Here is a 23,547-nt window from a genome sequence, read left to right on the forward strand (position 1 = left end):
CATCACTGCGAAAGGCCTTTCGCTATGGTTTGCGTGGTCACCCGGAGGAGATCGAGATAGGTCGGAACAGGGCCGCCTTCCTCGCTCAGCGAGTCGACATAAAGGACGCCGCCGTATTTCGCGCCGGTCTCGCGGGCGACCTGCTGGGCCGGCTCGGCGGAAACCGTGCTTTCGCTGAAGATCACCCCGATCCTATGCTCGCGCATGGCGTCGATGACGGCGCGCACCTGCTGCGGCGTGCCCTGGCTGTCGGCATTGACCGGCCAGAGGTAGAGTTCCTTGAGGCCGAAATCGCGGGCGAGATAGGAGAAGGCGCCCTCGCTCGTCACCAGCCAGCGGTGATCCTCGGGAAGGGCGGCGAGCTCGTCGCGGATCGGCTGAATTTCGGCCCGGATCTTGTCCGTATAGGCCTTGGCATTGGCGGCATAGACATCCGCATGCGCCGGATCGATCTCCGTCAGCCCCTTGCGGATGTTCTCGACATAGATCACCGCATTGTCCGGCGACATCCAGGCATGCGGGTTCGGCCGGCCCTGATAGGCGCCGCCGGCGATCGCCATGGGTTCCACGCCGTCGGAGACCGTGACGCTCGGCACGTCGCCGAGGTTCGCCAGGAATTTCTCGAACCAGAGTTCGAGGTTCAGCCCGTTGCGCAGCACCAGGTCGGCGTCGCGGGCGCGCAGCAGATCGCGCGGCGTCGGCTGGTAGTTATGGATTTCCGCACCCGGCTTGGTGATGCTTTCCACATCCGCCGCGTCGCCCGCGACATTTCTCGCCATGTCGGCAATCACCGTGAAGGTGGTCACCACCTTCGGCTTTTCCTGCGCGTTCGCCGCCCAGGGGAGGGAGAGCAGGGCGGCAGCCAGAGCCAATCGTAACGTGCGGCGGAAATGTCTCATGAGCAGATCAAACCTTTTTTGCGATTAAGTCGCAATACCAAGTAGCAAAAATTTCTCGACTGTCAATTGCTATTGCAACTCATTCGCAAGAAGAGCGTCCAATTGCGGCAGACCGCCTGCCTTTGGCGCGGAACTGCCGAGATCGGCGCCTGTTCCAGATTGCTCCGCCGCCGGCGGCCGAGGGTTAAAGCTTCTTCAAGAAGAATGGGCGAATATCCGGCCAATATTCCATGGGTGTTTTGCGTGAATGGAGTTGATCATGCCGGAGCTCGGCAAGTGAAGGGTCCCAGGTTCCGGTTTTCCAGGACGCTCGTCCTGATCATGGGCAGCATCGTCCTGTTCGGCGGCGGCAGCGGCGCCGCTGCGGTCATCATCGGCGCGGACAAGATCCTCGGCCCCTCCTACCGCGAGCTCAACGGGCTCGAATGTACCACGCTGGAAACGATCAAGATCAGGCGCGACCAGCGCTACTGGGTCCGCAAATATGTGACGAGCGACAAGGCCGGCGACGGCCCGGCGCGCCTGAAGACGGCGCTGCGCGTCGCCCAGGCGGTGCAGAAGAAGGAAAAGGCCGATCTCGTCCAGGTGGCGATGGTCGACAAGGCAGGCCCCACGGATCGCGCCCGGATGCGCGGCCGGATGATCGGAGCGCAGGTCGTCTATATCCCCGATCCGGAGAAGGTCCCGGAAGGCATCGCCGCCCAGACCTATTCCGCCTATTATCTCGACGGTTCGGCCAATGCGAACGGCGAATATTACGGCATGCGGATCGACCTGCCGCTCGAGGATGTCGAAACGCTTTCCGCCAGGCTGACCGACAGTGCCGATTGCTTCGACCCGAAGGCCGTCGCTTCCAATGGCGAGCATGGTGCTCCTGCCGGCGGCCCAAGCGAGGGGTCCGGCCACGGTGAAAGCAGCGGACAGGAGAGAACCCCCGGCCATGCCGCGGAGCCCGCCGCCGTCGGCCACGGTGCGCCGGCAGAAGGTCACGGGGAGGCGGCAGAAGGTCACGGGGAGGCGGCCGCCACGGAAGATCATGGCGATCAGCCCGCCTCAGCCGAACAGGCGGCCATCGATCCGCAGAAGGAAGAGGGCGGTTTCCTGGCCTCGGTTAAGGGAATGATCTTCGGCCGCGGCGAAGAGGCGAAGCCCGCTCCATCCCATGACGAAGCCGCGGCACAGCACGCGCCGGAAGCAGCTTCGCCCGCGCCCGAGCCCCGGACCGCCGCGGAAGGCGGCAAGCGATGGTCGAAGGCGAGCGATGCCGACGTGATCCGTTCCGATGACGGCCCCGAGGATGGGTCCCATGCCGATGCGGCACCGCCGCCGGCCGACGGAACCACCGCCGCGGACGCGGCCGGCGCGGCCTGGCTCGCCAAGTTCCGCGGACAATCGGCAGCCGCGCCGGCGAAGGCCGATGGCGATGCCTCAGCGACCGGGCAGAAGACGGATTCGGGGCATTAACTCTTCAGCCCCTCATCCGCCCTGCCGGGCACCTTCTCGCCGCTGGGGAGAAGGAAATATGCGGCACGGGTTTCCTTCACCCTCAGCCCCGGAAAAGAACCTGCGGGATATCGGTTTCCCATCGATGCCATGTTCGGGGCAGGTTCCCTCTCCCCGTTCTTACGGGGAAAGGGTTAGAGTGAGGGGCAATTGCGTCAATCCGCCTTGGCGCGCCGTGCCGGGAACAGGATGACGTCGCGGATCGACGGAGAATCCGTCAGCAACATCACCAGCCGGTCGACGCCGATGCCGAGGCCGCCGGCGGGGGGCATGCCCTGGTCCATGGCGTCGAGGAATTCCTCGTCGAGCTGCTTTTCCTTCTCGCCGCGGGCATGCGCCTGTTCGAGCTGCTCCACCATGCGGCGGCGCTGTTCTTCCGGGTCGTTGAGCTCCGAAAACGCGTTGCCGAGTTCCCAGGTGTTGCAATAGGTCTCGAAGCGCTCCACCAACCGCGGTTCGTCAGGCACTTCCTTGGCGAAGGGCGAGATGTCCTTCGGAAAGTGGATGACGTGGCATGGCTGGATCAGCGTCGGCTCGACCTTCTCTTCGAAGATGAAGGCGAGGCATTCGCCCCAGGTCCAGTCCTTCTCCACCTCGAACCCGGCGGCTTGTGCCGCGGCGCGGGCCTCCTCGTCCGTCTTGATCGCTAGGAAATCGATGCCGGTCGCTTCCATCACGGCGGCGGGCATGGGCACGCGCTTGAATGGCCCCTTGAAGGAGAGTTCCTTGTCCTGGAACTTGAATTCCGTCGAACCGTGGACGGTCATGGCGAGCTGCGCGAACATCCGCTCCACGAGGTCCATGATGTCCTCGTAGTCGGCATAGGCCCAGTAGCACTCCATCATCGTGAATTCGGGATTGTGCCGGGTCGAAACGCCTTCGTTCCTGAAGTTGCGGTTGATCTCGAACACCTTGTCGGTGAGGCCGGAGACCAGCGTGCGCTTCAGGAACAGTTCCGGCGCGATGCGCAGGTACATGTCGAGCTTCAGCGTGTTGTGATGCGTCTTGAAGGGCTCGGCGGTGGCCCCGCCATAGACCGAATGGAGCATCGGCGTCTCGACTTCCATGAAGCCGTCGTTCTCCATGAAGCGGCGGATGCCGGAGACGATCCTCGAGCGCTGCTGGAAGCGGAGCTTCGATTCCTCGTTGGTCATGATGTCGAGATGGCGCTTGCGGTAGCGCAGCTCGATGTCGGAAAGGCCGTGCCACTTTTCCGGCATGGGCAGAAGCGACTTGGTCAGCATGATGATCGACTGGGCGTTGATCGTCAGCTCGCCCCGCTTGGTGCGGCGCACGACGCCGGTGACGCCGATGATGTCGCCGATATCGATCAGCGGCAGCAGGTCGCGCGCCTCCTCGCCGGTCACATCCTTGTGGGAGAAGATCTGGATCTTGCCCGAGGCGTCATGGATGTCCATGAACATGCCGGAATTGCGCGAGGAATAGACGCGGCCGGCGACGGTGACGACGTCCTGCGTTTCGACATCCGCTTCCAGGTTCTTGTATTTCTCGGCCAGCTCCGCATTGGTCATGGTGCGGTGGAAATGCGCCGGATAGACGTCGCTGATCTTGTCGCGCAGCAGGGCGAGCTTCTGGGCGCGCACCTGCGTGGCGTCGGAGGAGAGGGCGGTTTCGTTGGTCGTGTCGGTCATCGTGTTTCGCCTTTAAGGGCTGTCGTTGGGATTACCCCCCTCTGTCCTGCCGGACATCTCCCCCTCAAGGGGGAGATTGGATGGAGCACGCTCATCGCCCCCAAATATACTGTCGAATGCTCAGCATTCTACATGGATGAAGGCGGAGGCTGTACCTCTTGTGATCTCCCCCCTTGAGGGGGAGATGCCCGGCAGGGCAGAGGGGGGTATTTCAGCATGCCGCCGTTGCCGGCAGCACTGGATATTACTTTCCGTCGCCCACCATGGACGCCACCACTGCCGCGGCGATCTTCAGCCGCTGCCTTACGACGGAACGGCCGAGCAGCGCCATGCTGTCGAACAGCGGCAGCGAACGGGACGAGCCGGACATGGCGATGAAGAGCGGCGGAGTGACGACGCGCAGCTTCTTGCCGAGCTTGTCGGCGATAGCACGCAGTTCCTGGTCGATCGATTCCACGTTCCAGTCGGGCATCTTCTCGAAATCGGCCTGGACCGTGTTGATGATCTCCAGCGTCTCGGCCGGGGTCGCCTTGAGGCCCGCGAACGAGGCCGGCGTCAGGCCGACATCGGCTGCCAGCAGGAAACCCGCGAGGTTCGGCAGTTCGCCGAGCCTGGAAACGCGGCTCTGCGAGAGCTTGAGGCCTTCCGTCAGGCGCTCGTTCTCCATCGCCCATTCCAGCGTGCGGGAGATGAACTCTTCCGGCGAAAGCTTCTCGCGCAGCCAGCGGCCGTTCAGCCAGTCGAGCTTCTGCAGATCGAAGATCGCACCGGCCTTGGACAGCGCTTCCGGATCGAACTTTTCGATCAGCTCGTCCATGGTCAGCAGTTCCTCGCCCTCGGCGATCTGGATGAAGAACAGGCCCAGGAAGTTCATCAGCGCTTCCGGCAGGTAGCCGAGCGCGGAATAATAGGAGATCGAAGTCGGGTTCTTGCGCTTCGACAGCTTCGACTTGTCGGCATTCCTCATGAGGGAGAGGTGCATGAAGACCGGTTCATCCCAGCCGAAATAGCGGTAGAGCAGGATATGCTTCGGCACCGACGCCAGCCATTCCTCGCCGCGCGCCACATGGGTTATCTTCATCAGATGGTCGTCGATGACGTTTGCCATGTGATAGGTCGGCATGCCGTCGGCCTTGATCAGCACCTGCATGTCGACGGAATCCCACGGGATCGACACGTCGCCATAGACGCCGTCATGGAATTCGCAATTGCCTTCGGCCGGTATCTTCATGCGGATGACGGAGGCCTCGCCCGCCGCCATGCGCGCCGTCACTTCCTCGGCCTTGAGGTTCAGGCAGAGACCGTCGTATTTCGGCGGCTTGCCGGCGGCGCGCTGCGCCTCGCGCATCTCTTCCAGCCGCTCGGGCGTGCAGAAGCAGCGGAAGGCATGGCCCTTGTCGAGCAGCTCCTGCGCGTAGGGCTGGTACATCGCCTTGCGGTCGGACTGGCGGTAGGGGCCGTAGGGGCCGCCGACATCCGGGCCTTCCGCCCAGGTCAGCCCCGTCCATTTCAGCGCGTCCAGCACCTTCTGTTCGAATTCCCGCGTCGAGCGGGTGGCATCGGTATCCTCGATGCGCAGGATGAATTCGCCGCCATGCTTCCTGGCGAAGAGATAGTTGAAAAGCGCGATATAGGCGGTGCCGACATGCGGTTCGCCGGTGGGCGAGGGGGCGATGCGGACGCGGGGCTTCGTGGCGGTCATGAACGATGCTCTGTCTCAAGGCGCTCCGGTGGGCGCCAAGCCTGTCTTGGGAATGCGGATTGGCGCAGGCTTAGGCCATATTCAGCCGGAAGCGTCAAGGTTTTTGCCCGCAACCCTTATCTTACCGGCCAGACATAGAGCAGGGCGGGCACGCTGACGAGCACGATGAGGAAGGAAAGCGGCAGCCCGAGGCGCGGATAGTCGGAGAACTTGTAGCCGCCGGGGCCGAAGACCAGCGTGTTGCACTGGTGGCCGACGGGGGTCAGGAAATCGCAGCCCGCGCCGATCGCCACCGCCATCAGGAAGGCTTCCGGCCTGAAGCCGAGGTTTGTCGCAAAGCTCGCGGCGATCGGCCCCATGACGAGCACGGTCGCGGCATTGTTGAGGAAGGGCGTCACCGCCATCGCCGTCACGAGGATCAGGCCGAGCGCGCCCCAGGCGGGAAGGCTCGCCGCGGCATCGCCCAGCCAGCCGGCGATCAGTTCGCTGCCGCCGGTGGTGCGCAGCGAATCCGATACCGGAATGAGTGCTGCCAGCATGACGAGGATCGGTCCGTCGACCGATTTATAAATGTCGGCGAGCGGGATCGCCCGGAAGACGACCATGCCGAGTGCGGCCGCGAAGAAGGCCACCGGCACCGGCGCTATGCCGACCGCCGTCGCGGCCATGGCGAGCGCCAGGATGATCAGCGGAATGAAGGCGCGCCGGTGCGTGCCGAGCAGCACCTCCCGCTGGGCAAGCGGCAGGAGCGCGAAATCCTGCAGCACGGCCGGCAGGTTCTTGCGGCTTCCCTGCAGCACCAGCACGTCGCCGGCCGCGAGCGTCAGTTCGCCGAGCCGTTCCTTCAGGCGCTCGCCGCGCCGGCTGATCGCCAGAAGATTGACGCCGCGGGTATAGGAGAGCGCCAGTTCCCTGGCGGAAAGTCCCTGCAACGGGGATTCCTGGCTGACGATCGCCTCGACGGAGATCACGTCCGCCTGAACCTGGCCGTTCTCCCTGATCGGCTTTCCGGAAAGCTTCAGCCTCCCGCCGGACGCGATCCGGTCGAGGGCCTTGGAGGGGCCTTCCAGCAGCACCACGTCGCCTTCCCGCAGCACGAGATCCGGAAAGGGCGACATGCGGGTCGTGCCACGCAGCACGGCAGTGGCGATCACTTCGCCGTCGCCGAGCTTCAGGAGCTCGCTCATCGGTTTTTCGCGCACGACGGACTGTTCGGTGACCGAGACTTCGGATGTGTAGTTGGTGATTTCGACCGCTTCCTCGATCGAGTTGCTCTGTTTGGTGCGGCTCGGAACCAGCCAGTGGAAGAAAAGCAGGAAGGTGATGCCGACGAGGGTCAGGATGGCGCCCATCGGCGTGAAATCGAACATGGTGAAGGAGGTGCCGGTCAGCTCTTCCCTCAGCCGCGAGACGACGATGTTGGGCGAGGTGCCGATCTGGGTCATCAGCCCGCCGAGAAGGGCGGCGAACGACATCGGCATCAGGTATTTCGACGGCGAGGCCCCGGACTTGCGCGCGAACTGGAAGGCGACCGGCATCATGATCGCCAGCGCCCCTATGTTCTTGATGAAGGCGGACAGGAGGGCGACGACGATCATCAGCAGCGCAAGCTGGGTGTGCAGCGTGTCGAGGTTCGGGAAGAATTTCTTGATCGCCGTGTCGACGATGCCGGACCGCGCCACGCCGGCACTGACGACGAGCGCGCTGCCGACGATGACGACGATGTCGTCCGAAAAGCCGGAAAAGGCCTTGTCCACCGGCACGACGCCGAGTGCCACGGCCAGCACCAGCGCGCAGCAGGCGACCATGTCGTAACGGAACCGATCCCAGATGAAGACCGCCATCATGACGGCGATGACGGAGAAGGCGAGGATCTGCTGCGTGGTCATGTGGCTCCGGCGGGTATGAGGCGGGTCGGCGGACGGAAGGCCATCTGCCGCAACGCAATTAGTTGCCGCTCTCCCGCGGCGTATCAATCCCGGCGGCTCGGCAAAGTTCCGCGAAAGGGACACTTGTCCACTGGACAATCCGGTCAGCTGGAATAGTTTGTGGCGGCCTAACGATTTCACATTCTTGGAGATTTGCAGATGAGCGGTGTTCTGAACATTCCAGTCAAGCTGGCCGACGGGCGCGAGACTTCCCTCAACGAATACAAGGGCAAGGTGATGCTTGTCGTCAACGTCGCCTCCAAATGCGGCCTGACGAAGCAGTACGAGGGTCTCGAGAAGCTCTATGAGGACAAGCGCGATCAGGGTTTCGTCGTCACCGCCTTTCCGGCGAACAATTTCAAGGGGCAGGAGCCGGGCACCGATGCCGAGATCGTCGAGTTCTGCACGCTCACCTATGACGTGAAATTCCCGATCTTCTCGAAGATTTCCGTCAAGGGCGAGGACAAGCATCCGCTCTATCGGGAGCTCACCGGCTCCGGCGTGCCGGTGACCGGCGACGGCCCGATGAAGGAACGCCTGCGCGGCTTCGGCATGCAGGTCGAAGACGATGACGAAATCCTCTGGAACTTCGAAAAATTCCTGATCGGCCGCAACGGCGAGATCGTCGCCCGCTTCGCGCCGGATGTGACGGCGGATGACGGCCGGCTCGTCGCGGCGGTCGACCGGGAACTGGCGAAGGGCTGAATGCCTTCACCCTCCCCTTGAGGGGGAGGGTCGGACCGGAGGTCCGGGGTGGGGTGATCCGTAATACGTGCGAGCTGCGGTCTATGGATTTTGTCACCCCCACCCGCCGCTTTGCGGCGACCTCCCCCCTCAAGGGGGAGGTGGGAGACCTCAATGCACCGTCGTCTGCCCGGCCGTTTTCTTCCGCTCCCGGGCATTGCGGGCCCACATGTTCAGCAATTCGACGAGTGCCGAGAAGGCCATCGCCGCGTAGACGTAGCCCTTCGGCACGTGGAAGCCCATGCCTTCGGCGATCAGCGTCGTGCCGATCATCAGCAGGAAGGCGAGCGCCAGCATCACGATCGTCGGGTTGCGCTCGATGAAATTGGCAAGCGGGGTGGCCGCAAGCAGCATGACGGTCACGGCGGCGATGACGGCGATGATCATGATCGGCAGGTGCGGCGTCATGCCGACGGCGGTGATGATGCTGTCGATCGAGAAGACGAGGTCGAGTAGCAGGATCTGGCCGATCGCCGAGCCGAAGGTGATGGAGGCCGCGCCGCCCACCATATCCTCCTTGTGGTCGACGGGATCGACGCTGTGATGGATTTCCTTGGTCGCCTTCCAGACGAGGAAGAGGCCGCCGGCGATCAGGATCAGGTCCTTCCACGAGAAGCCGTGGCCGAAGGCCGTGAAGATCGGCGTGGTGAGCTGCACGATCCAGGCGACGGTGCCGAGCAGCGCGAGCCGCATGACGAGCGCCAGACCGATGCCGATCTTGCGGGCTCTCTCGCGGTGCTCCGCCGGCAGTTTGTTGGTGAGGATGGAGATGAAGATCAGGTTGTCGATGCCGAGCACGACCTCCATGACCACGAGTGTAACGAGCGCTACCCAGGCCGCCGGGTCTGCTACGAGCGCTGCAATGTCCATCCCCATATCCCCTTTTCAATCTCAAGGCGTAATTGCCCCGTCCGATTTAAGAGCTGGAGACGCAAAGACAAGGGGAGATTGCGCGCAACCTCCTGAAATCAGGCTGGTTCCGGAGTTTTTGCAGTCACGGATGCATCATGGTTGCCGTAAGCCGCCATGAAGACCCGGATCGCGCCCTTGACGGTCCGATCCATCTCGTCCCGCGGCGGCACGTCGTCGAGATCGCCGAACAGCCGGAACTTGAAGAAGGTGCCGCTCGTCATGTCGATGAACTGGCGGGCCGCCAGATCCGTGTCCTCCACCTTGAGATTGCCGAGCGACACGTGCCGCTTGATGAAGTCGTCCAGCACGGTGCGGACGTTGATCGAAGACGAATTGAAGAAATACCGACAGAGGCTCGGCATGCGGTCGACGACGCCGATCACCGTGCGCATGGCGTTGATCACCGAGGGAGAGGTGATATGGGTGGTAAAGCCGATGCCGAAACGATAGAGACCGTCCTCGACCTCTTCGCTGCCTGCGAGGATATCGCGCATGCGGGCCGTGATGCGCTCCTTCTCGCGCGCCACGATCGCGCCGAAGAGGTCTTCCTTGTTCTGGAAATAGACGTAGATCGTGCCCTTGGAGACGCCCGCCTCGCGGGTGATGTCGTTCATGCTGGCCGCATCGAAGCCCAGCTTCATGAAGACGGCCTTGGCGCCGTCGATGATCTGTTCGCGCTTCGCAGGGTCCTCGCCCGCTGCGAAACGTCCGGCTGGGCCCGGATCGGATTTTTCCAGCTTCCTTGTCTGCCTCGCCATTTCAATGCCTTTTTTTAACCTTTTCGAACCGAGTGGTTCGATTGCTCTTGATATGTGTCATTGAAAGGTCTATGTCAAGCGCACTGAACCGTTCGGTTCGATGGAATAGCAAGCTCCCAAGACGGTACATGAAGATGACGGCCTCTCAGAATGCGGGCGCACTGCGCGCCGTGACGACGGATAATGCTCGCCTGGTGGAAGCCGAAGCGCGCGAAAACACGCCTGCTGCGGAACAGCCCGCGGCAGCCGAAGCGATTGCGGCGCCTGCGGCCGTCCCGGCTCCTCCCAAAAAGCGGCGCAGTCTGCTGCTGCCGATCATCGCGCTTGCCCTCCTCGGCGGCGCTGCCTGGTACGGTTACAACTGGTGGATCGACGGTCGGTTCCTGGTTTCGACCGACGACGCCTATATTGAAGGCGATATCGCCGTCATCTCGCCCAAGGTATCAGGTTACGTCGCCAAGGTGAACGTCATCGAGAACCAGTCTGTCAAGGCCGGCGATCCGCTCGTGACGCTCGACGACGGCGATTACAGGCTGGCGCTCGAAAAGGCGGAGGCCGACGTCGAAGCTGCCAACCTCGCCGTTTCGCGCATCGACGCGCAGATCGTCGGCGGCCAGGCGGCGCTCGACCAGTCCAAGGCCCAGCAGGGCGCACTCGAAGCCGCCGTCCGCGGCGCCGAGATCACCTACAAGCGGGCGAGCGAACTGGCGGCGAAATCCGTCGGCACCGCGGCCGATCTCGACAATGCGCAGATCGCTCTCGAACAGGCCCGCGCCAACCTCGTCGCCGGCCAGGCGGCCGTCGCCTCGGCCGAGGCCAATCTCGGCCTCCTGCAGGCGCAGCGCAAGGAAGCGGTCAACACCGTCCGCACCCAGGAGATCGCCCGCAACCAGGCGCAGCGCGACCTGGACTTCACGGTTCTGAAGGCGCCCTATGACGGCGTCATCGGCAATGTCGCCGTCCAGACGGGCGACCTCGTCTCCGTCGGCAAGCGGCTGGCCTCGCTGGTGCCGCTCACCGAGCTCTATATCGAGGCGAATTTCAAGGAGACGCAGATCGGCCACCTGCAGCCGGGCTCGAAGGTGCGCGTGCATGTGGACGCCTATGACGACCACACCGTCGAAGGCACCGTCGTCTCGATCGCTCCGGCGTCGGGCGCCGTCTTCTCGATGCTGCCGCCGGAAAACGCCACGGGCAATTTCACCAAGGTCGTGCAGCGCGTGCCGGTCCGCATCGCAATCCCGAAGGACGTGCTGGAACGCGAGCACCTGCGGGCGGGGCTCAGCGTCGTGGTCGACGTCGATACCCGCACGGCGCCGAGCGACAGCGCGGTCGCGGCGGTCAAGTAAGCTTCAAGGAGAACGGCCATGGCAAACGCAACGGCCGTGGCGGGCACCCCACCCCTGGCAATGCCCGCCGACCAACCCATGGACCGGCGCAAGCTCATCGCCTTCTTCGCGATGGTCTTCGGCATGTTCATGTCGATCCTCGACATCCAGATCGTCTCCGCGTCGCTCGCGGAGATCCAGGCCGGACTCTCCGCCGGCTCGGACGAGATCGCCTGGGTGCAGACCTCCTATCTGATCGCCGAAGTGATCATGATCCCGCTGTCGGGCACGCTGGCGCGCATCATTTCCACGCGTTATCTCTTTTCCATATGCGCGGCGGGCTTCACCATCGCCAGCGCGCTCTGCGCGACCGCGACCAATATCGAGCAGATGATCGTCTACCGGGCGCTGCAGGGCTTCATCGGCGGCGGCATGATCCCCTCCGTCTTCGCGGCCGCCTTCACCATCTTCCCGCCGTCGAAGCGCAGCATCGTCTCGCCGATCATCGGCCTCGTCGCGACGCTCGCGCCGACCATCGGCCCGACCGTCGGCGGCTACCTCAGCAATTCCTTCTCCTGGCACTGGCTGTTCCTGGTCAACATCATTCCGGGCATCCTCGTCACGGCCGTCACCTTCACGATGATCGACTTCGACAAGCCGCAATTGCAGCTCATGAAGCGGTTCGACTGGTGGGGGCTCATCTCCATGGCCGTTTTCCTGGGTTCGCTGGAATACGTGCTGGAAGAGGGCAACAACAAGGACTGGTTCAGCGACGAGAGGATCGTCGTCGGCACCGTCTTCATCGCCATCGGGGCCGTGGTCTTCTTCTGGCGCGCCTTCAAGGTCGAGTTCCCGGTCGTGGATCTGAGAGCCTTCACCAATGCGAACTTCGCCTTCGGCTCCCTGTTCTCCTTCATCATGGGCGTCGGCCTTTACGGGCTCACCTATCTCTATCCGCTCTATCTCGGCCGTATCCGCGGATACGATTCGCTGATGATCGGCGAGACCATGTTCGTCTCGGGCATTGCCATGTTCGTCTCCGCGCCGATCGTCGGCCGGCTGTCGAACATCGTGGACCTGCGCATCATGATGGCGATCGGCTTCGGCGCGTTTGCGCTCGGAACCTGGCTGATGACCGGCATCACCGCGGACTGGGATTTCTGGGAACTGTTCCTGCCGCAGATCCTGCGCGGCTTCGGCATGATGATGTGCATGGTGCCGATCAGCAATATCGCGCTCGGCACGCTGTCGCCGCAGCGCATCCAGGGCGCGTCGGGTCTCTTCAACCTGACCCGCAACCTCGGCGGCGCCGTCGGCCTTGCGATCATCAACACCATCCTGACCCAGCGCACCGACGACCACTATGCGCGGCTTGCCGAACACGTGAACTACGGCAATCCCGCTGCGCTCGAGTGGCTGAACAGCGTTGCCGGCAATTTCAACTCCTATGGCATGGACGGGGATTCGGCGGCATTGAAGAGGATTTCGGAGATGATCACCCAGCAGGCCTGGCTGCTGTCCTTCATGGACGTCTTCGTCATCCTGACGGCGCTGTTCGGCAGCCTGATCTTCTTCGTCTTCCTGATCGCCAAGCCCGCGCGGCCGGGAGGCGGCGGCGGCGGCCATTGATCCCGCGCATGCCGTCCGGACATGGAACCGGTTTCGGACGGCGGCATGCGGAAACAGAGAGTTTACAGGTTCCACCGCCGGAAAGGGGTCGCTGCGCAAGCAGCGGCCCTTTTTCTTCGAGGGACAGGATTCCGCAAGCCTTCGCAAATTCTGATTTACGTACCTCAAAAATTGGGCTACGACCTCTTACGGAGGAATTCATGAAGCCCACTGTCCACGACATCGCGAAGATCGCAGGCGTCAGCCTCGCGACCGTCGACCGGGTTCTCAACGACAGGCCGGGCGTGAGGGCCGTCACCCGCTCGAAGGTCGAAGAGGTGATCGCGTCCCTCGGTTACGTGCGCGATCTCGCCGCCGCCAACCTCGCCAAGGGCCGCACCTATTCCTTCACCTTCATCCTGCCCGCCAACGACAATTCCTTCATGATCGGCCTGCATGAGGAGGTGCGCGGCGCGATCGCCCGGTCGAGCGCCGAGCGCACCGACATCCGCATCGTCGACGTGCCGCCCTTCGATCCGGAGGCGCTGGTCGCAGCGCTCGACAAGGTGCTTGCGGAAAAGCCCGCAGGCGTCGCCTTCGTCGCCATCGATGCGCCGGACGTCCGCGCCGCGGCGGGGCGCCTCAGGGAAGCGGGCATTCCGATCGTCACGCTCGTCTCCGACCTGCCGGACTCTCCGCGCGACCATTATGCGGGCATCGACAATATCGCCGCGGGCCGCACGGCGGGCAGCCTGATGGGGCGGTTCCTCAGCGACCCCTTGACTGGGGGACACGTGCGCTACGTCACGGTGCTCGCCGGCTCCATGCTGGTGCGAGACCATCGCGAGCGGCTGGAAGGCTTTTCGACCGTCATCCAGGACAATTACCCGGATATCCGTATCCTGCCGGTGCTGGAAGGGCGCGACGACCCGGCGCTCGCCGAGACGACGATTTACGATGCGCTCCGCCGTCATCCGGACATGGCCGGCATCTACAGTCTCGGTGCGGGAAACCGCGGCCTCATCCGCGCGGTGCAGAAGGCGGGAACACCGAGGCGGCCCGTCGTCATCGCCCATGAGCTGACTGCCTCGACCCGCGCGGCGCTGATGGACGGCGTCATCGACGCGGTGCTGAACCAGGATGCGGGTCACGAGGTGCGCAGCGCCATCCGCGTCCTGAAGGCCAAGGCGGACGGGCTGCCGGTGATCGCAGCGCAGGAGCGCATCCGCATCGACATATTCTTGAAGGACAATCTGCCCTGAGAAGCAGAGGCACAAAGGAGAAGCACCATGTATCTGGGTCTCGATCTCGGCACGTCGGGCGTCAAGGCGATGCTGATCGGCGGCGATCAGAAGATCGTCGGCTCGGCGAGCGGCGCGCTCGACGTCTCCCGCCCGCATTCCGGCTGGTCGGAACAGGACCCGGCCCACTGGATCCGCGCGACCGAGGAGGCCGTCGCGGGCCTCAAGGCGAAGTTCCCGAAGGAGCTTGCCGCCGTGAAGGGCATCGGCCTGTCCGGCCAGATGCATGGCGCCACGCTGCTCGACGCCGAGGACAAGGTGCTGCGCCCCTGCATCCTCTGGAACGACACGCGCTCCCATGAAGAAGCTGCTGCCCTCGATGCCGATCCCCGGTTCCGCAGGATCACGGGCAACATCGTCTTTCCGGGTTTCACGGCGCCGAAACTCGTCTGGGTGAAGAAGCACGAACCTGAAATCTTCGCTAAAGTCGCCAAGGTCCTGTTGCCGAAGGATTTTCTGCGCCTCTGGCTGACCGGCGAGCACATTTCCGAAATGTCGGATTCGGCGGGCACCTCATGGCTCGACACGGGTGCCAGAAAATGGTCGCCCGAGCTTCTAGCCGCCACCGGCCTTTCGGAGAAACAGATGCCGTCGCTGGTGGAAGGCACAGAGCAGGCCGGCAAGCTGAGCCGGGAGCTCGCCGCGGCCTGGGGCATTTCCGGTGATGTGGTCATCGCCGGCGGGGCGGGCGACAATGCCGCGTCCGCCTGCGGCATGGGCACGGTGGGCGAGGGGCATGCCTTCGTCTCGCTCGGTACGTCCGGCGTGCTTTTCGCCGCCAACGCCTCCTATCTGCCGAAGCCGGAAAGCGCTGTGCACGCCTTCTGCCACGCCCTGCCGAAGACCTGGCACCAGATGGGCGTCATCCTGTCGGCGACCGACGCGCTCAACTGGTATTCGCATGTCGCGGGAAAATCCGCCGCCGAGCTTGCCGGGGAGCTGGGCGACACGCTCAAGGCGCCGACCGGCGTCACCTTCCTGCCCTATCTTTCCGGCGAGCGCACGCCGCACAACGATGCGGAGATCCGCGGCGCCTTCATCGGCCTCGGGCACGAATCGAGCCGTGCGGTGCTGACCCAGGCGGTGCTCGAAGGCGTGACGTTCGCGATCCGCGACAACCTGGAGGCCCTGAAATCCGCCGGCACCTCGATTTCCCGCGTCACCGCGATCGGTGGCGGCTCGCGCTCGCGCTACTGGCTGCAATCGATCGCGACCTCGCTCGGCGTGCCGGTGGACATCCCGGCGGACGGCGATTTCGGCGCGGCTTTCGGTGCGGCCCGGCTCGGCCTGATCGCCGCGACCGGCGCCGATCCGCTCGCGGTCTGCACGGCGCCGAAGACGGAGGAGACGATCGAGCCGGTCGCGGCTCTCTCGGATGCCTACGAGGTCGCTTACGGGCGGTATCGGGCGGCTTATCCGGCGCTGAAGGCGCTGGCGCATTGAGAATTTGAAAGGCCCCCTCATCCGGCCCTTCGGGCCACCTTCTCCCCGAGGGGAGAAGGGGACGGAGGCGCCGCTGCAAATCCCTTCTCCCCGGCGGGGAGAAGGTGCCGGCAGGCGGATGAGGGGGCCTGCTCACCAACCGACAATCTTATCCCAAGGAGGAACCTACCATGACCACAGGCTTTTTCGGAGACATCCAGAAGATCAGATACGAAGGGCCGGAGAGCACCAATCCGCTCGCTTTCCGTCATTACAATCCGGATGAGGTCGTCGCCGGCAAGCGCATGGAGGATCATCTGCGCTTCGCGGTCGCCTATTGGCACACCTTCACATGGCCGGGCGGCGATCCGTTCGGCGGCCAGACCTTCCTGCGCCCCTGGTTTTCCGACACGATGGAAGCGGCCAAGATGAAGGCTGACGTCGCCTTCGAATTCTTCCAGTTGCTCGGCGCGCCGTTCTATTGCTTCCACGACGCCGACGTTCGCCCGGAAGGCAACAACTTCGCTGAAAACACGAAGAACCTCAACGAAATCGTTGATTACTTCGAGAAGAAGCAGGCGGAAACCGGCGTGAAGCTGCTTTGGGGCACGGCGAACCTCTTCTCCAACCGCCGCTACATGGCGGGTGCCGCCACCAATCCGGACCCCGACGTCTTCGCTTTCGCCGCGGCGACCGTGAAGACCTGCCTCGATGCAACCAAGCGCCTCGGCGGCGTCAATTACGTGCTCTGGGGCGGCCGCGAGGGCTACGAGACCATTCTCAACACCGATTTCACCCGCGAGCTCGACCAGCTCGGCCGCTTCCTGAACCTGGTGGTCGAATACAAGTATAAGATCGGTTTCGAAGGCACGATCCTGATCGAGCCGAAGCCGCAGGAGCCGACCAAGCACCAGTACGACTACGACGTCTCGACCGTCTATGCCTTCCTGCAGAAGAACGGGCTCGAAAAGGAGGTTAAGGTCAATATCGAACAGGGCCACGCGATCCTTGCCGGCCATTCCTTCGAGCACGAGATCGCCATGGCGAACACGTTCGGCATCTTCGGTTCGATCGACATGAACCGCAACGACATGCAGTCCGGCTGGGATACCGACCAGTTCCCGAACAACGTGCCGGAAATGGCGCTCGCCTATTACCACATCCTTGCCGGCGGCGGCTTCAGGAACGGCGGCACGAACTTCGACGCCAAGCTGCGCCGCCAGTCGCTCGATCCGCAGGACCTGCTGATCGGCCATATCGGCGGCATGGATTGCTGCGCCCGCGGCCTCAAGGCAGCGGTCAGGATGCTGGACGACGGCGCGCTGAAGACCCCGCTCGACGCCCGCTACGAGAAGTGGGACAGCCCCGAATACCAGAAGATGCTGCGCGGCGAGTACAAGCTCGACGACATCGCCTCCTGGGTGGAGAAGAACAACATCAACCCGGAGCCGGTCTCCGGCCGCCAGGAATATCTGGAAAACGTCGTCAACAGGTACGTGTGAGGGAGCAGACACCTCCCCCTTGAGGGGGGAGGTCATCGCGTAGCGATGGGTGGGGGTGACACGTTGTAGAGCGCGCCCGTCACCCCACCCCGGACCTTCGGTCCGACCCTCCCCCTCAAGGGGAGGGTAGGCTCATCACGCAGCCTACTTGCCGCCAATCCCATCCAGTTCGCGAACGACGTCGTCCGGCAGGTCGAGTACCGCGGCCGCGAGGTTTTCCTTCAGGTGCGCGACGGAAGACGTGCCGGGGATCAGCAGGATATTCGGCGACCGGCGCAGGAGCCAGGCGAGCGCCACCTGCATCGGCTTCGCGCCGAGCCCCTCGGCGACGGCATTCAATGTCGAGGACTGGAGCGGCGAGAAGCCGCCGAGCGGGAAGAAGGGCACGTAGGCAATGCCTTCCTCGGCAAGCTGGTCGATCAGGGCGTCGTCCTGCCGCTGGGCGACGTTGTACATGTTCTGGACGCAGACGATCTCGGTGATCTTGCGGCTGTCGGCGACCTGCTTCGCGGTGACGTTGGAAAGGCCGATATGGCGGATCAGGCCCTGACGCTGCAGGTCTGCGAGCACCGTCACCTGCTCCTCAATCGAGCCTTCCGCCGGGCCGTGCACGTCGAGCATGGAGCGGAAATTGACCACGTCGATGACGTCCACGCCAAGATTGCGGAGGTTGTCGTGGACGGCAGCGGTCAGTTCTTCCTTGGACATGGCCGGGAGCCATTCGGCATTCGGACCGCGCCTGGCCGATACCTTGGTGACGATGGTGAGATTATCCGGATAGGGATGAAGGGCCTCGCGGATGATCTGGTTGGTGACGTGCGGCCCGTAGAAGTCGCTCGTGTCGATATGGTCGACGCCTGCCTCGATCGCGGCGCGGAGCACGGCAACGGCGGCGGCGCGGTCCTTGGGCGGCCCGAAAACGCCGGGGCCTGCGAGCTGCATGGCGCCATAGCCGAGCCGTTTCACGGTGCGGTCGCCGAGTGAAAATGTTCCGACGGTGTCGAGGGTCATGGGAGTCTCCTTTGCTGATGGGCAAAAGATAGAGGTTGGTGATAGGCGGGATAAGGCGCTACAATTCGGACGGGTTGTGCGGAGCGGCGAACAATGAAAATCGAGACGAGCGATCTTGAGGCTTTCGTTGCGGTGGCGCGGGCCGGTGGCTTTCGGGAGGCGGCGCGCTCATCCGACGCCAGCGCCTCCAGCCTCAGCGAGGCCGTCAGGCGTCTTGAAACGAAGCTCGGCGTGCGGCTGCTGAACAGAACCACGCGCAGCGTCATCGCCACCGAAGCCGGTCAAGGGCTGTTGGAGCGGGTCGGCCCGGCGTTCGACGAGATGGAAGCGGCGCTCGACGTGGTGAACGGCTATCGCGACCGGCCGGTCGGTTCGCTTCGCCTCAACGTGCCCGCCAGCGCCGCCCGGCTCGTGCTGCCGCATATCGTGCCGGAATTTCTCAAGGCCTATCCCGATGTGCGTCTGGAGGTGATGACGGACGAGAACTTCGTCGATGTCCTGAAGGCGGGCTGCGACGCAGGCATCCGTTATGAAGAGCGGCTGGAACAGGACATGATCGCCGTGCCGATCGGCCCGAGGGTTCAGTGTTTTGCCGCCGCCGCATCGCCCGCCTATTTGGATCGTCACGGGCGGCCCGAGCATCCCCGTGACCTTTTGCGCCATACCTGCCTGCGCCACCGTTTCTCAAGCGGCCGGATGCCTCCCTGGGAGTTCGAGAAGGACGGCGAGCTCGTCGTCGTCGATCCGACAGGCCCGCTCATCGTCCAGGCGGGGGGAGCAAGCGATCTCGCGATCGACGCGGCGGTGTCGGGGCTCGGCGTCGTGGCCCTGTTCGAGGAATGGCTGCGTCCGCACTTCGACAGCGGTGCGCTGGAGCCGGTGCTGGAGCCTTGGTGGCTGCGGTTTTCAGGCCCGTTCCTCTACTATCCCGGCCGGCGGCTGGTTCCGGCGCCGCTCAGGGCGTTCATCGACTTCGTCAAGGCTCAGCCGATCTTTTCGGCGCGGTAGGCCTCGATGATCGTCCGGGCGGCATTCGCCGCCTCGGCCGCCGTCGTCTGGTAGTTGCAGACCGACAGGCGCATTACCTGCCGGCCCCGCCAGGTCGCTGCTCCTGCGAAGATCGATCCTTCCTGCTGCAGCCTGGAAACCGTTCTTTTCGTCAGCCGGTCGCCCTCTTCCTGCGGCAGGCCGCTTCCGAAACGCACGACGACCTGATTGAGCACCACCTTGTTGGCAATCGCAATTCCGGGTTCGGTCGAGAGCCTGTCGGCCAGCACGGCGGCGGCATCGCAGGCGTTTTCGACCAGGGCGGCTATTCCGTCGCGCCCCAGATGCTTCATCATCGCCCAGGTTGCAAATCCCCGCGCCCGCCGGGAAAGTTCCGGCACGTAATGGGAAGGATCGCGCTCGCCTTCCCCGGCGAGCGGCAGATAGCTGGCGGCGATCGTCATGGCGCGCCGGTGGGCTTCTTCCTTTCTCACGATCGCATAACCGCTGTCGTAGGGGGTCTGCAGCCATTTGTGGCCGTCGGTGGCCCAGCTGTCGGCATCCCCGATATCGCGGGCCAGATGGCGTGTTCGCGGCGAAGCGGCCGCCCAGAGCCCGAATGCCCCGTCGACATGCACCCACGCGTTCTTTTCCCTCGCCAGCGGTATAAGCGTGGCGAAGTCGTCAAAGGCGCCGGTATTGATCTGGCCAGCCTGAAGAATGGCGATCACCGGGCCGTCCACCCGTGCAACGGACCGGGCAAAGGATGCGTTGTCGATCCTGCCCTGATCGTCCGTCGCAACCCGGACCACGCGGTCATGGCCGAGTCCCAGGAACTGAAGGGCGGAGAAGACGGTGGTATGCGCATCGTCTCCGATCAGCACGGTGATCGGCGGCGCGCCGAACAGGCCGTCGGCATCGCAGTCCCAGCCGGCATTCCGCAGCACTTCGCCCCGCGCGGCAGCGAGGCACGTGAAATTGGCGACCGTCGCGCCGGTCACGAAACCGACGGAGCAGCCGCGCGGCAGGGAAAGGACGTCGAGCAGCCAGCGCGCGGCGATCAGCTCGGCCGCGGCTGCGGCCGGAGAGGCCGTGTGGTTGCCGGCATTCTGTCCCCAGGCGCTCGTCAGGAAATCGGCCGCCACGCCCATCGGATGGGAACCACCGATGACCCAGCCGAAGAAACGGGGGCCGGTCATCAGGTGGAGCCCAGGGTCCGCCTTTTCCACAAGCAGTTCGAGGACCTCCTCCATATCGGTTCCCCGATCCGGCAGGTCCTCGGAAAAGGCCCGGACCGCATCGGCATAATCCTGCAGCGGGCGGTGAGGGCGCCCGGAAGCCGATTCGCGAAACCGGGATGCGAGGCGCGCCGCGTTCGAAAACAGTGTCTCGGTGGTCATGGCTTCTCCCCCCAAGGGTTCTCCCCTCAAGTCCGGCGGGCATTCCTCGGATTGGGGCCCGAATGAGCCGGTCGCCCGCCGCCGGATCAATATACCCTTATTTGTGATGACAGTCGCGATGCCAACCGCCGCCTGTGGGTTGAATCCTGCTTTACGTACCTCAGAATCTAGGCTAGCGTTTCCGTCGGGAGGAGTTCGGGTGCAGTCCATCGTTTCCATACACGCTGTCGGTCTCAGGGCGGTCCGGTGCCGGGCTGTGCGCGACTGTCGTTTCGCAGGTGGCCGGCGATGAACGCCGCCTCATCCAGCTCGTCCGCCCCGCTTCTCGAGGCGACGGGCCTTTCCAAGACATTCGGCATCGTCGAGGTCCTGAAGGACATCAATCTCACGGTCCAGGCCGGCGAGGTGCATGCCATCATCGGCGAGAACGGCGCCGGCAAGTCGACGCTGATGAAGATCCTCGCCGGCAACCAGCCGCCGACAAGGGGCGAGATCAGGATGGACGGCGAGGCCGTCACCTTTTCCGGCCCCGTGGATGCGGAACATCGCGGCATCGTGCTGGTGCACCAGGAAATCCTGCTCGCGCCGGACCTCACCGTCGCGCAGAACATCTATCTCGGCCGCGAACTCAGGCGCGGTCTCTCCGTCGACGACCGGGCGATGAACGAGGGTGCGCGACAAGCGATCCGCGACCTCGGCGGCGACATCGATCCGAACGCCATCGTCTCGCGCCTGTCGATCGCCCAGCGCCAGCTCGTGCAGATCGCCCGCGTGCTGCTCGTGCCGCACCGCATCGTCATCTTCGACGAGCCGACCGCGTCGCTGACGCCGCACGAGACCGAGGCGCTGCTCAAGGTCATCAAGGATATCCGCGCCAAGGGCGTGGGCGTGCTCTACATCTCCCACCGCCTGCCGGAGGTGAAGGAGATCGCCGACCGCGTGACGGTGCTGCGCGACGGACGGCTCGTCGCCTCGCACGAGGCGAGCGAGCTCGAACCCGCCGACATGGCCCGCCTGATGGTCGGCCGCGACGTCGCGAAGCTCTATCCGGACCGCCAGGCGGCGGAAGCCCGCGAGGTGGTGCTGGAGGTCCGGCACCTCAGTGTGCCGGGCTACGCGCAGGACGCGTCATTCGAGCTGCGCAAGGGAGAGATCCTCGGCTTCGCCGGTCTCGTCGGCGCCGGCCGCACGGAGCTCATGGAGGGGCTCGTCGGCCTGCGCTCGAGCCGGGGCAGCGTTCGCCTCAACGGCCAGCCGGTCAATTTCCGCGACGTGCATGCGAGCCTGAAAGCCGGCATCGCCTATCTTTCCGAAGACCGGAAGGGCAAGGGCCTGCTGCTCGCCAAGGACCTGCGCGTCAACCTGACGCTCGCCTCGCTCGGCAGGTTCGCCGGCGCGCTGCAGATCGACCGGAAAAGGGAGAGCGATGCGCTCGACCAGGCGATCCGCGATTTCGACATCCGCACCGGCCGCAAGGATATCCTGGCTGGCCAGCTTTCCGGCGGCAACCAGCAGAAGCTGCTGCTCGCCAAGATGATGATGCTCGATCCCTCGATCGTCATCATCGATGAGCCGACGCGTGGTATCGACATCGGCAACAAGGAACAGATCTACAAATTCATCGCCAGGCTGGCGGAGGAGGGGCGCTCGATCATCGTCGTCTCCTCCGAAATGCCGGAACTGATCGGCATCTGCGACCGCATCCTCGTCATGCGGTCCGGCCGGATCGTCGGCGAGGTGACGGGAGAGCATATGAACGAGAACGAGATCGTCCAGTTCGCGACAGGCGTCAAATCCGGGGAGGCCGCGTGATGAGCACCGTCGCCACCGAGACGGCCAAGACGCCGAAGACTTCGAAGGACTGGGACATGGCGGCGATCGCGCCGTTCATCGCGCTCGCGCTGCTCCTGGTGCTCGGCTATTTCGCCAATCCGAACTTCATTTCGGTCGCGAACCTGATGAACGTCATCACCCGCAGCGCCTTCATCGCGATCATCGCACTCGGCGCGACCTATGTGATCTCGTCGGGCGGGCTCGACCTTTCGGTCGGCTCGATGGTCGCCTTCGTGGCGAGCCTGATGATCCTGTTCATGAATTCCGGTGCGATCGCCGATCCGATGTTCATGCTGATCACGGCGATGCTGCTGGCGATCGCGCTCGGCGCCGCCTGCGGGCTTTTCAACGGCCTCATCACCACCGTCGGCGGGATCGAGCCCTTCATCGCCACGCTCGGCACGATGGGCATCTATCGAGGGCTGACGACCTGGCTTTCCCAGGGCGGGGCGATCACGCTGCGCGACCGCGAACTGCAGGCGCTCTACCGGCCGGTCTATTTCGGCGATGTTTTCGGCATTCCGGTGCCGATCGTCATCATCTTCGTCACGGCCGCGATCGCCGCCTTCGTGCTCTACCGCACCCGCTACGGCCGGCACGTGATCGCCGTCGGCTCCAACGAGGAGGTCGCCCGCTATTCCGGCATCTCGGTCAAGCGGGTGCGCACCATCGCCTATGTCGTCCAGGGTCTCTGCGTCGCGGTCGCGGTGCTGCTCTACGTGCCGCGCCTCGGCTCCACCTCGGCCACGACCGGCATTCTGTGGGAACTGCAGGCGATCACCGCGGTCGTCGTCGGCGGCACGGCGCTTCGTGGCGGCGTCGGGCGCATCTGGGGCACGGTCTGCGGCGCATTCATTCTCGAAATCGTCGGCAACATCATGCTGCTTTCCAACTTCGTCAGCGAATATCTCATCGGTGCGATCCAGGGAGCGATCATCATCATCGCCATGCTGGTGCAGCGGTCGCTGATGCGGAAATAGCGCAGCCGTCGCTTAGGAAATTGGCCGGGCTGAAGGGTCGCGTCCGGTCTCGCAATCAACAGACCTAGAAACACTTG

At 64.1% G+C, this 23,547-nt stretch carries 18 protein-coding genes; 10 read left to right on the plus strand and 8 right to left on the minus strand.

The window, feature by feature from the left end; genetic code table 11:
* Positions 1-2 precede the first annotated feature (2 nt).
* Positions 3-899 (minus strand): metal ABC transporter substrate-binding protein, encoded by an 897-nt coding sequence (locus QTA58_RS14615; protein ID WP_289669406.1) that lies wholly within the window; start codon positions 897-899, stop codon positions 3-5.
* Between the two features lie 276 nt (positions 900-1,175).
* Here QTA58_RS14615 and QTA58_RS14620 point away from each other — a divergent pair, with 276 nt between their 5' ends.
* A complete protein-coding gene (locus QTA58_RS14620) occupies positions 1,176-2,363 on the plus strand; it encodes a hypothetical protein (protein ID WP_200814017.1) in 1,188 nt (395 codons plus the stop codon).
* Between the two features lie 194 nt (positions 2,364-2,557).
* Here the strand turns inward: QTA58_RS14620 and lysS are convergent, their stop codons facing one another.
* The 3 genes from lysS to QTA58_RS14635 form a co-directional block, all read right to left on the minus strand.
* Positions 2,558-4,054, minus strand: coding sequence for a lysine--tRNA ligase (gene lysS / locus QTA58_RS14625; protein WP_289669407.1), 1,497 nt, complete (start codon positions 4,052-4,054; stop codon positions 2,558-2,560).
* Positions 4,055-4,298: 244 nt separating this feature from the next.
* Positions 4,299-5,756, minus strand: a complete 1,458-nt coding sequence (gene gltX, locus QTA58_RS14630; protein WP_289669408.1) for a glutamate--tRNA ligase — start codon at positions 5,754-5,756, stop codon at positions 4,299-4,301.
* A 116-nt stretch (positions 5,757-5,872) separates the two neighbouring features.
* The gene (locus QTA58_RS14635; RefSeq protein WP_085420294.1) at positions 5,873-7,645 is read right to left on the minus strand and encodes an SLC13 family permease; all 1,773 of its coding nucleotides are present in this window, start codon (positions 7,643-7,645) and stop codon (positions 5,873-5,875) included.
* Between the two features lie 198 nt (positions 7,646-7,843).
* On the opposite strand from QTA58_RS14635, the gene QTA58_RS14640 reads away from it, so the two are divergent.
* A complete protein-coding gene (locus tag QTA58_RS14640) occupies positions 7,844-8,389 on the plus strand; it encodes a glutathione peroxidase (RefSeq protein WP_289669410.1) in 546 nt (181 codons plus the stop codon).
* A gap of 150 nt (positions 8,390-8,539) precedes the next feature.
* Here the strand turns inward: QTA58_RS14640 and QTA58_RS14645 are convergent, their stop codons facing one another.
* Together QTA58_RS14645 and QTA58_RS14650 are read right to left on the minus strand one after the other, a co-directional pair.
* Entirely contained in the window at positions 8,540-9,298 is a 759-nt protein-coding gene (locus tag QTA58_RS14645) for a TerC family protein (RefSeq protein WP_085420780.1), read from the minus strand.
* Positions 9,299-9,396: 98 nt separating this feature from the next.
* Complete coding sequence (locus QTA58_RS14650) at positions 9,397-10,098, minus strand: TetR/AcrR family transcriptional regulator (RefSeq protein ID WP_085420292.1); 702 nt, start codon at positions 10,096-10,098, stop codon at positions 9,397-9,399.
* A gap of 134 nt (positions 10,099-10,232) precedes the next feature.
* Between QTA58_RS14650 and QTA58_RS14655 the strand changes: the two genes are divergently transcribed.
* The 5 genes from QTA58_RS14655 (at position 10,233) to xylA (ending at position 17,259) form a co-directional block, all read left to right on the plus strand.
* Positions 10,233-11,447: an HlyD family secretion protein gene (locus QTA58_RS14655; RefSeq protein WP_085420779.1), complete on the plus strand. Its 1,215-nt coding sequence runs from the start codon at positions 10,233-10,235 to the stop codon at positions 11,445-11,447.
* 18 nt (positions 11,448-11,465) lie between these two features.
* Entirely contained in the window at positions 11,466-13,055 is a 1,590-nt protein-coding gene (locus QTA58_RS14660; RefSeq protein WP_289669411.1) for a DHA2 family efflux MFS transporter permease subunit, read from the plus strand.
* A gap of 200 nt (positions 13,056-13,255) precedes the next feature.
* On the plus strand, positions 13,256-14,296 hold the full coding sequence (locus tag QTA58_RS14665) for a LacI family DNA-binding transcriptional regulator (protein ID WP_289669412.1): 1,041 nt from the start codon (positions 13,256-13,258) through the stop codon (positions 14,294-14,296).
* A 27-nt stretch (positions 14,297-14,323) separates the two neighbouring features.
* Positions 14,324-15,778: a xylulokinase gene (xylB, locus tag QTA58_RS14670; RefSeq protein WP_289669413.1), complete on the plus strand. Its 1,455-nt coding sequence runs from the start codon at positions 14,324-14,326 to the stop codon at positions 15,776-15,778.
* A gap of 170 nt (positions 15,779-15,948) precedes the next feature.
* Complete coding sequence (gene xylA / locus QTA58_RS14675) at positions 15,949-17,259, plus strand: xylose isomerase (protein ID WP_289669414.1); 1,311 nt, start codon at positions 15,949-15,951, stop codon at positions 17,257-17,259.
* A 144-nt stretch (positions 17,260-17,403) separates the two neighbouring features.
* Here the strand turns inward: xylA and QTA58_RS14680 are convergent, their stop codons facing one another.
* A complete protein-coding gene (locus QTA58_RS14680) occupies positions 17,404-18,270 on the minus strand; it encodes an aldo/keto reductase family oxidoreductase (RefSeq protein ID WP_289669415.1) in 867 nt (288 codons plus the stop codon).
* 93 nt (positions 18,271-18,363) lie between these two features.
* On the opposite strand from QTA58_RS14680, the gene QTA58_RS14685 reads away from it, so the two are divergent.
* Positions 18,364-19,278, plus strand: a complete 915-nt coding sequence (locus QTA58_RS14685; protein WP_289669416.1) for a LysR family transcriptional regulator — start codon at positions 18,364-18,366, stop codon at positions 19,276-19,278.
* On the opposite strand, the gene QTA58_RS14690 is transcribed toward QTA58_RS14685, so the two are convergent.
* Entirely contained in the window at positions 19,254-20,657 is a 1,404-nt protein-coding gene (locus QTA58_RS14690) for an aspartate aminotransferase family protein (protein ID WP_289669418.1), read from the minus strand. The two genes, QTA58_RS14685 and QTA58_RS14690, sit on opposite strands and share 25 nt — an antisense overlap.
* A gap of 288 nt (positions 20,658-20,945) precedes the next feature.
* Here QTA58_RS14690 and QTA58_RS14695 point away from each other — a divergent pair, with 288 nt between their 5' ends.
* Both QTA58_RS14695 and QTA58_RS14700 read left to right on the plus strand, forming a co-directional pair.
* Positions 20,946-22,469, plus strand: a complete 1,524-nt coding sequence (locus tag QTA58_RS14695) for a sugar ABC transporter ATP-binding protein (protein ID WP_289669419.1) — start codon at positions 20,946-20,948, stop codon at positions 22,467-22,469.
* Positions 22,469-23,470 carry an ABC transporter permease gene (locus QTA58_RS14700; RefSeq protein ID WP_289669420.1) on the plus strand — a complete coding sequence of 334 codons (1,002 nt, stop codon included), beginning with the start codon at positions 22,469-22,471 and terminating at the stop codon, positions 23,468-23,470. Before QTA58_RS14695 ends, QTA58_RS14700 begins: the two co-directional genes overlap by 1 nt.
* Positions 23,471-23,547 lie beyond the last annotated feature (77 nt).

The organism is Neorhizobium sp. CSC1952 (assembly GCF_030378245.1).
Classification (GTDB): domain Bacteria; phylum Pseudomonadota; class Alphaproteobacteria; order Rhizobiales; family Rhizobiaceae; genus Neorhizobium; species Neorhizobium oryzae_A.

Coding starts and splice junctions, on each gene's coding strand:
- QTA58_RS14690 (WP_289669418.1), bottom strand. CDS start 20,657: ATGACCACCGAGACACTGTTTTCGAACGCGGCGCGCCTCGCATCCCGG.
- QTA58_RS14695 (WP_289669419.1), top strand. CDS start 20,946: ATGAACGCCGCCTCATCCAGCTCGTCCGCCCCGCTTCTCGAGGCGACG.
- QTA58_RS14655 (WP_085420779.1), top strand. CDS start 10,233: ATGACGGCCTCTCAGAATGCGGGCGCACTGCGCGCCGTGACGACGGAT.
- QTA58_RS14635 (WP_085420294.1), bottom strand. CDS start 7,645: ATGACCACGCAGCAGATCCTCGCCTTCTCCGTCATCGCCGTCATGATG.
- QTA58_RS14665 (WP_289669412.1), top strand. CDS start 13,256: ATGAAGCCCACTGTCCACGACATCGCGAAGATCGCAGGCGTCAGCCTC.
- QTA58_RS14700 (WP_289669420.1), top strand. CDS start 22,469: ATGAGCACCGTCGCCACCGAGACGGCCAAGACGCCGAAGACTTCGAAG.
- lysS (WP_289669407.1), bottom strand. CDS start 4,054: ATGACCGACACGACCAACGAAACCGCCCTCTCCTCCGACGCCACGCAG.
- xylB (WP_289669413.1), top strand. CDS start 14,324: ATGTATCTGGGTCTCGATCTCGGCACGTCGGGCGTCAAGGCGATGCTG.
- QTA58_RS14685 (WP_289669416.1), top strand. CDS start 18,364: ATGAAAATCGAGACGAGCGATCTTGAGGCTTTCGTTGCGGTGGCGCGG.
- QTA58_RS14615 (WP_289669406.1), bottom strand. CDS start 899: ATGAGACATTTCCGCCGCACGTTACGATTGGCTCTGGCTGCCGCCCTG.
- QTA58_RS14680 (WP_289669415.1), bottom strand. CDS start 18,270: ATGACCCTCGACACCGTCGGAACATTTTCACTCGGCGACCGCACCGTG.
- QTA58_RS14645 (WP_085420780.1), bottom strand. CDS start 9,298: ATGGACATTGCAGCGCTCGTAGCAGACCCGGCGGCCTGGGTAGCGCTC.
- QTA58_RS14650 (WP_085420292.1), bottom strand. CDS start 10,098: ATGGCGAGGCAGACAAGGAAGCTGGAAAAATCCGATCCGGGCCCAGCC.
- QTA58_RS14660 (WP_289669411.1), top strand. CDS start 11,466: ATGGCAAACGCAACGGCCGTGGCGGGCACCCCACCCCTGGCAATGCCC.
- gltX (WP_289669408.1), bottom strand. CDS start 5,756: ATGACCGCCACGAAGCCCCGCGTCCGCATCGCCCCCTCGCCCACCGGC.
- xylA (WP_289669414.1), top strand. CDS start 15,949: ATGACCACAGGCTTTTTCGGAGACATCCAGAAGATCAGATACGAAGGG.
- QTA58_RS14640 (WP_289669410.1), top strand. CDS start 7,844: ATGAGCGGTGTTCTGAACATTCCAGTCAAGCTGGCCGACGGGCGCGAG.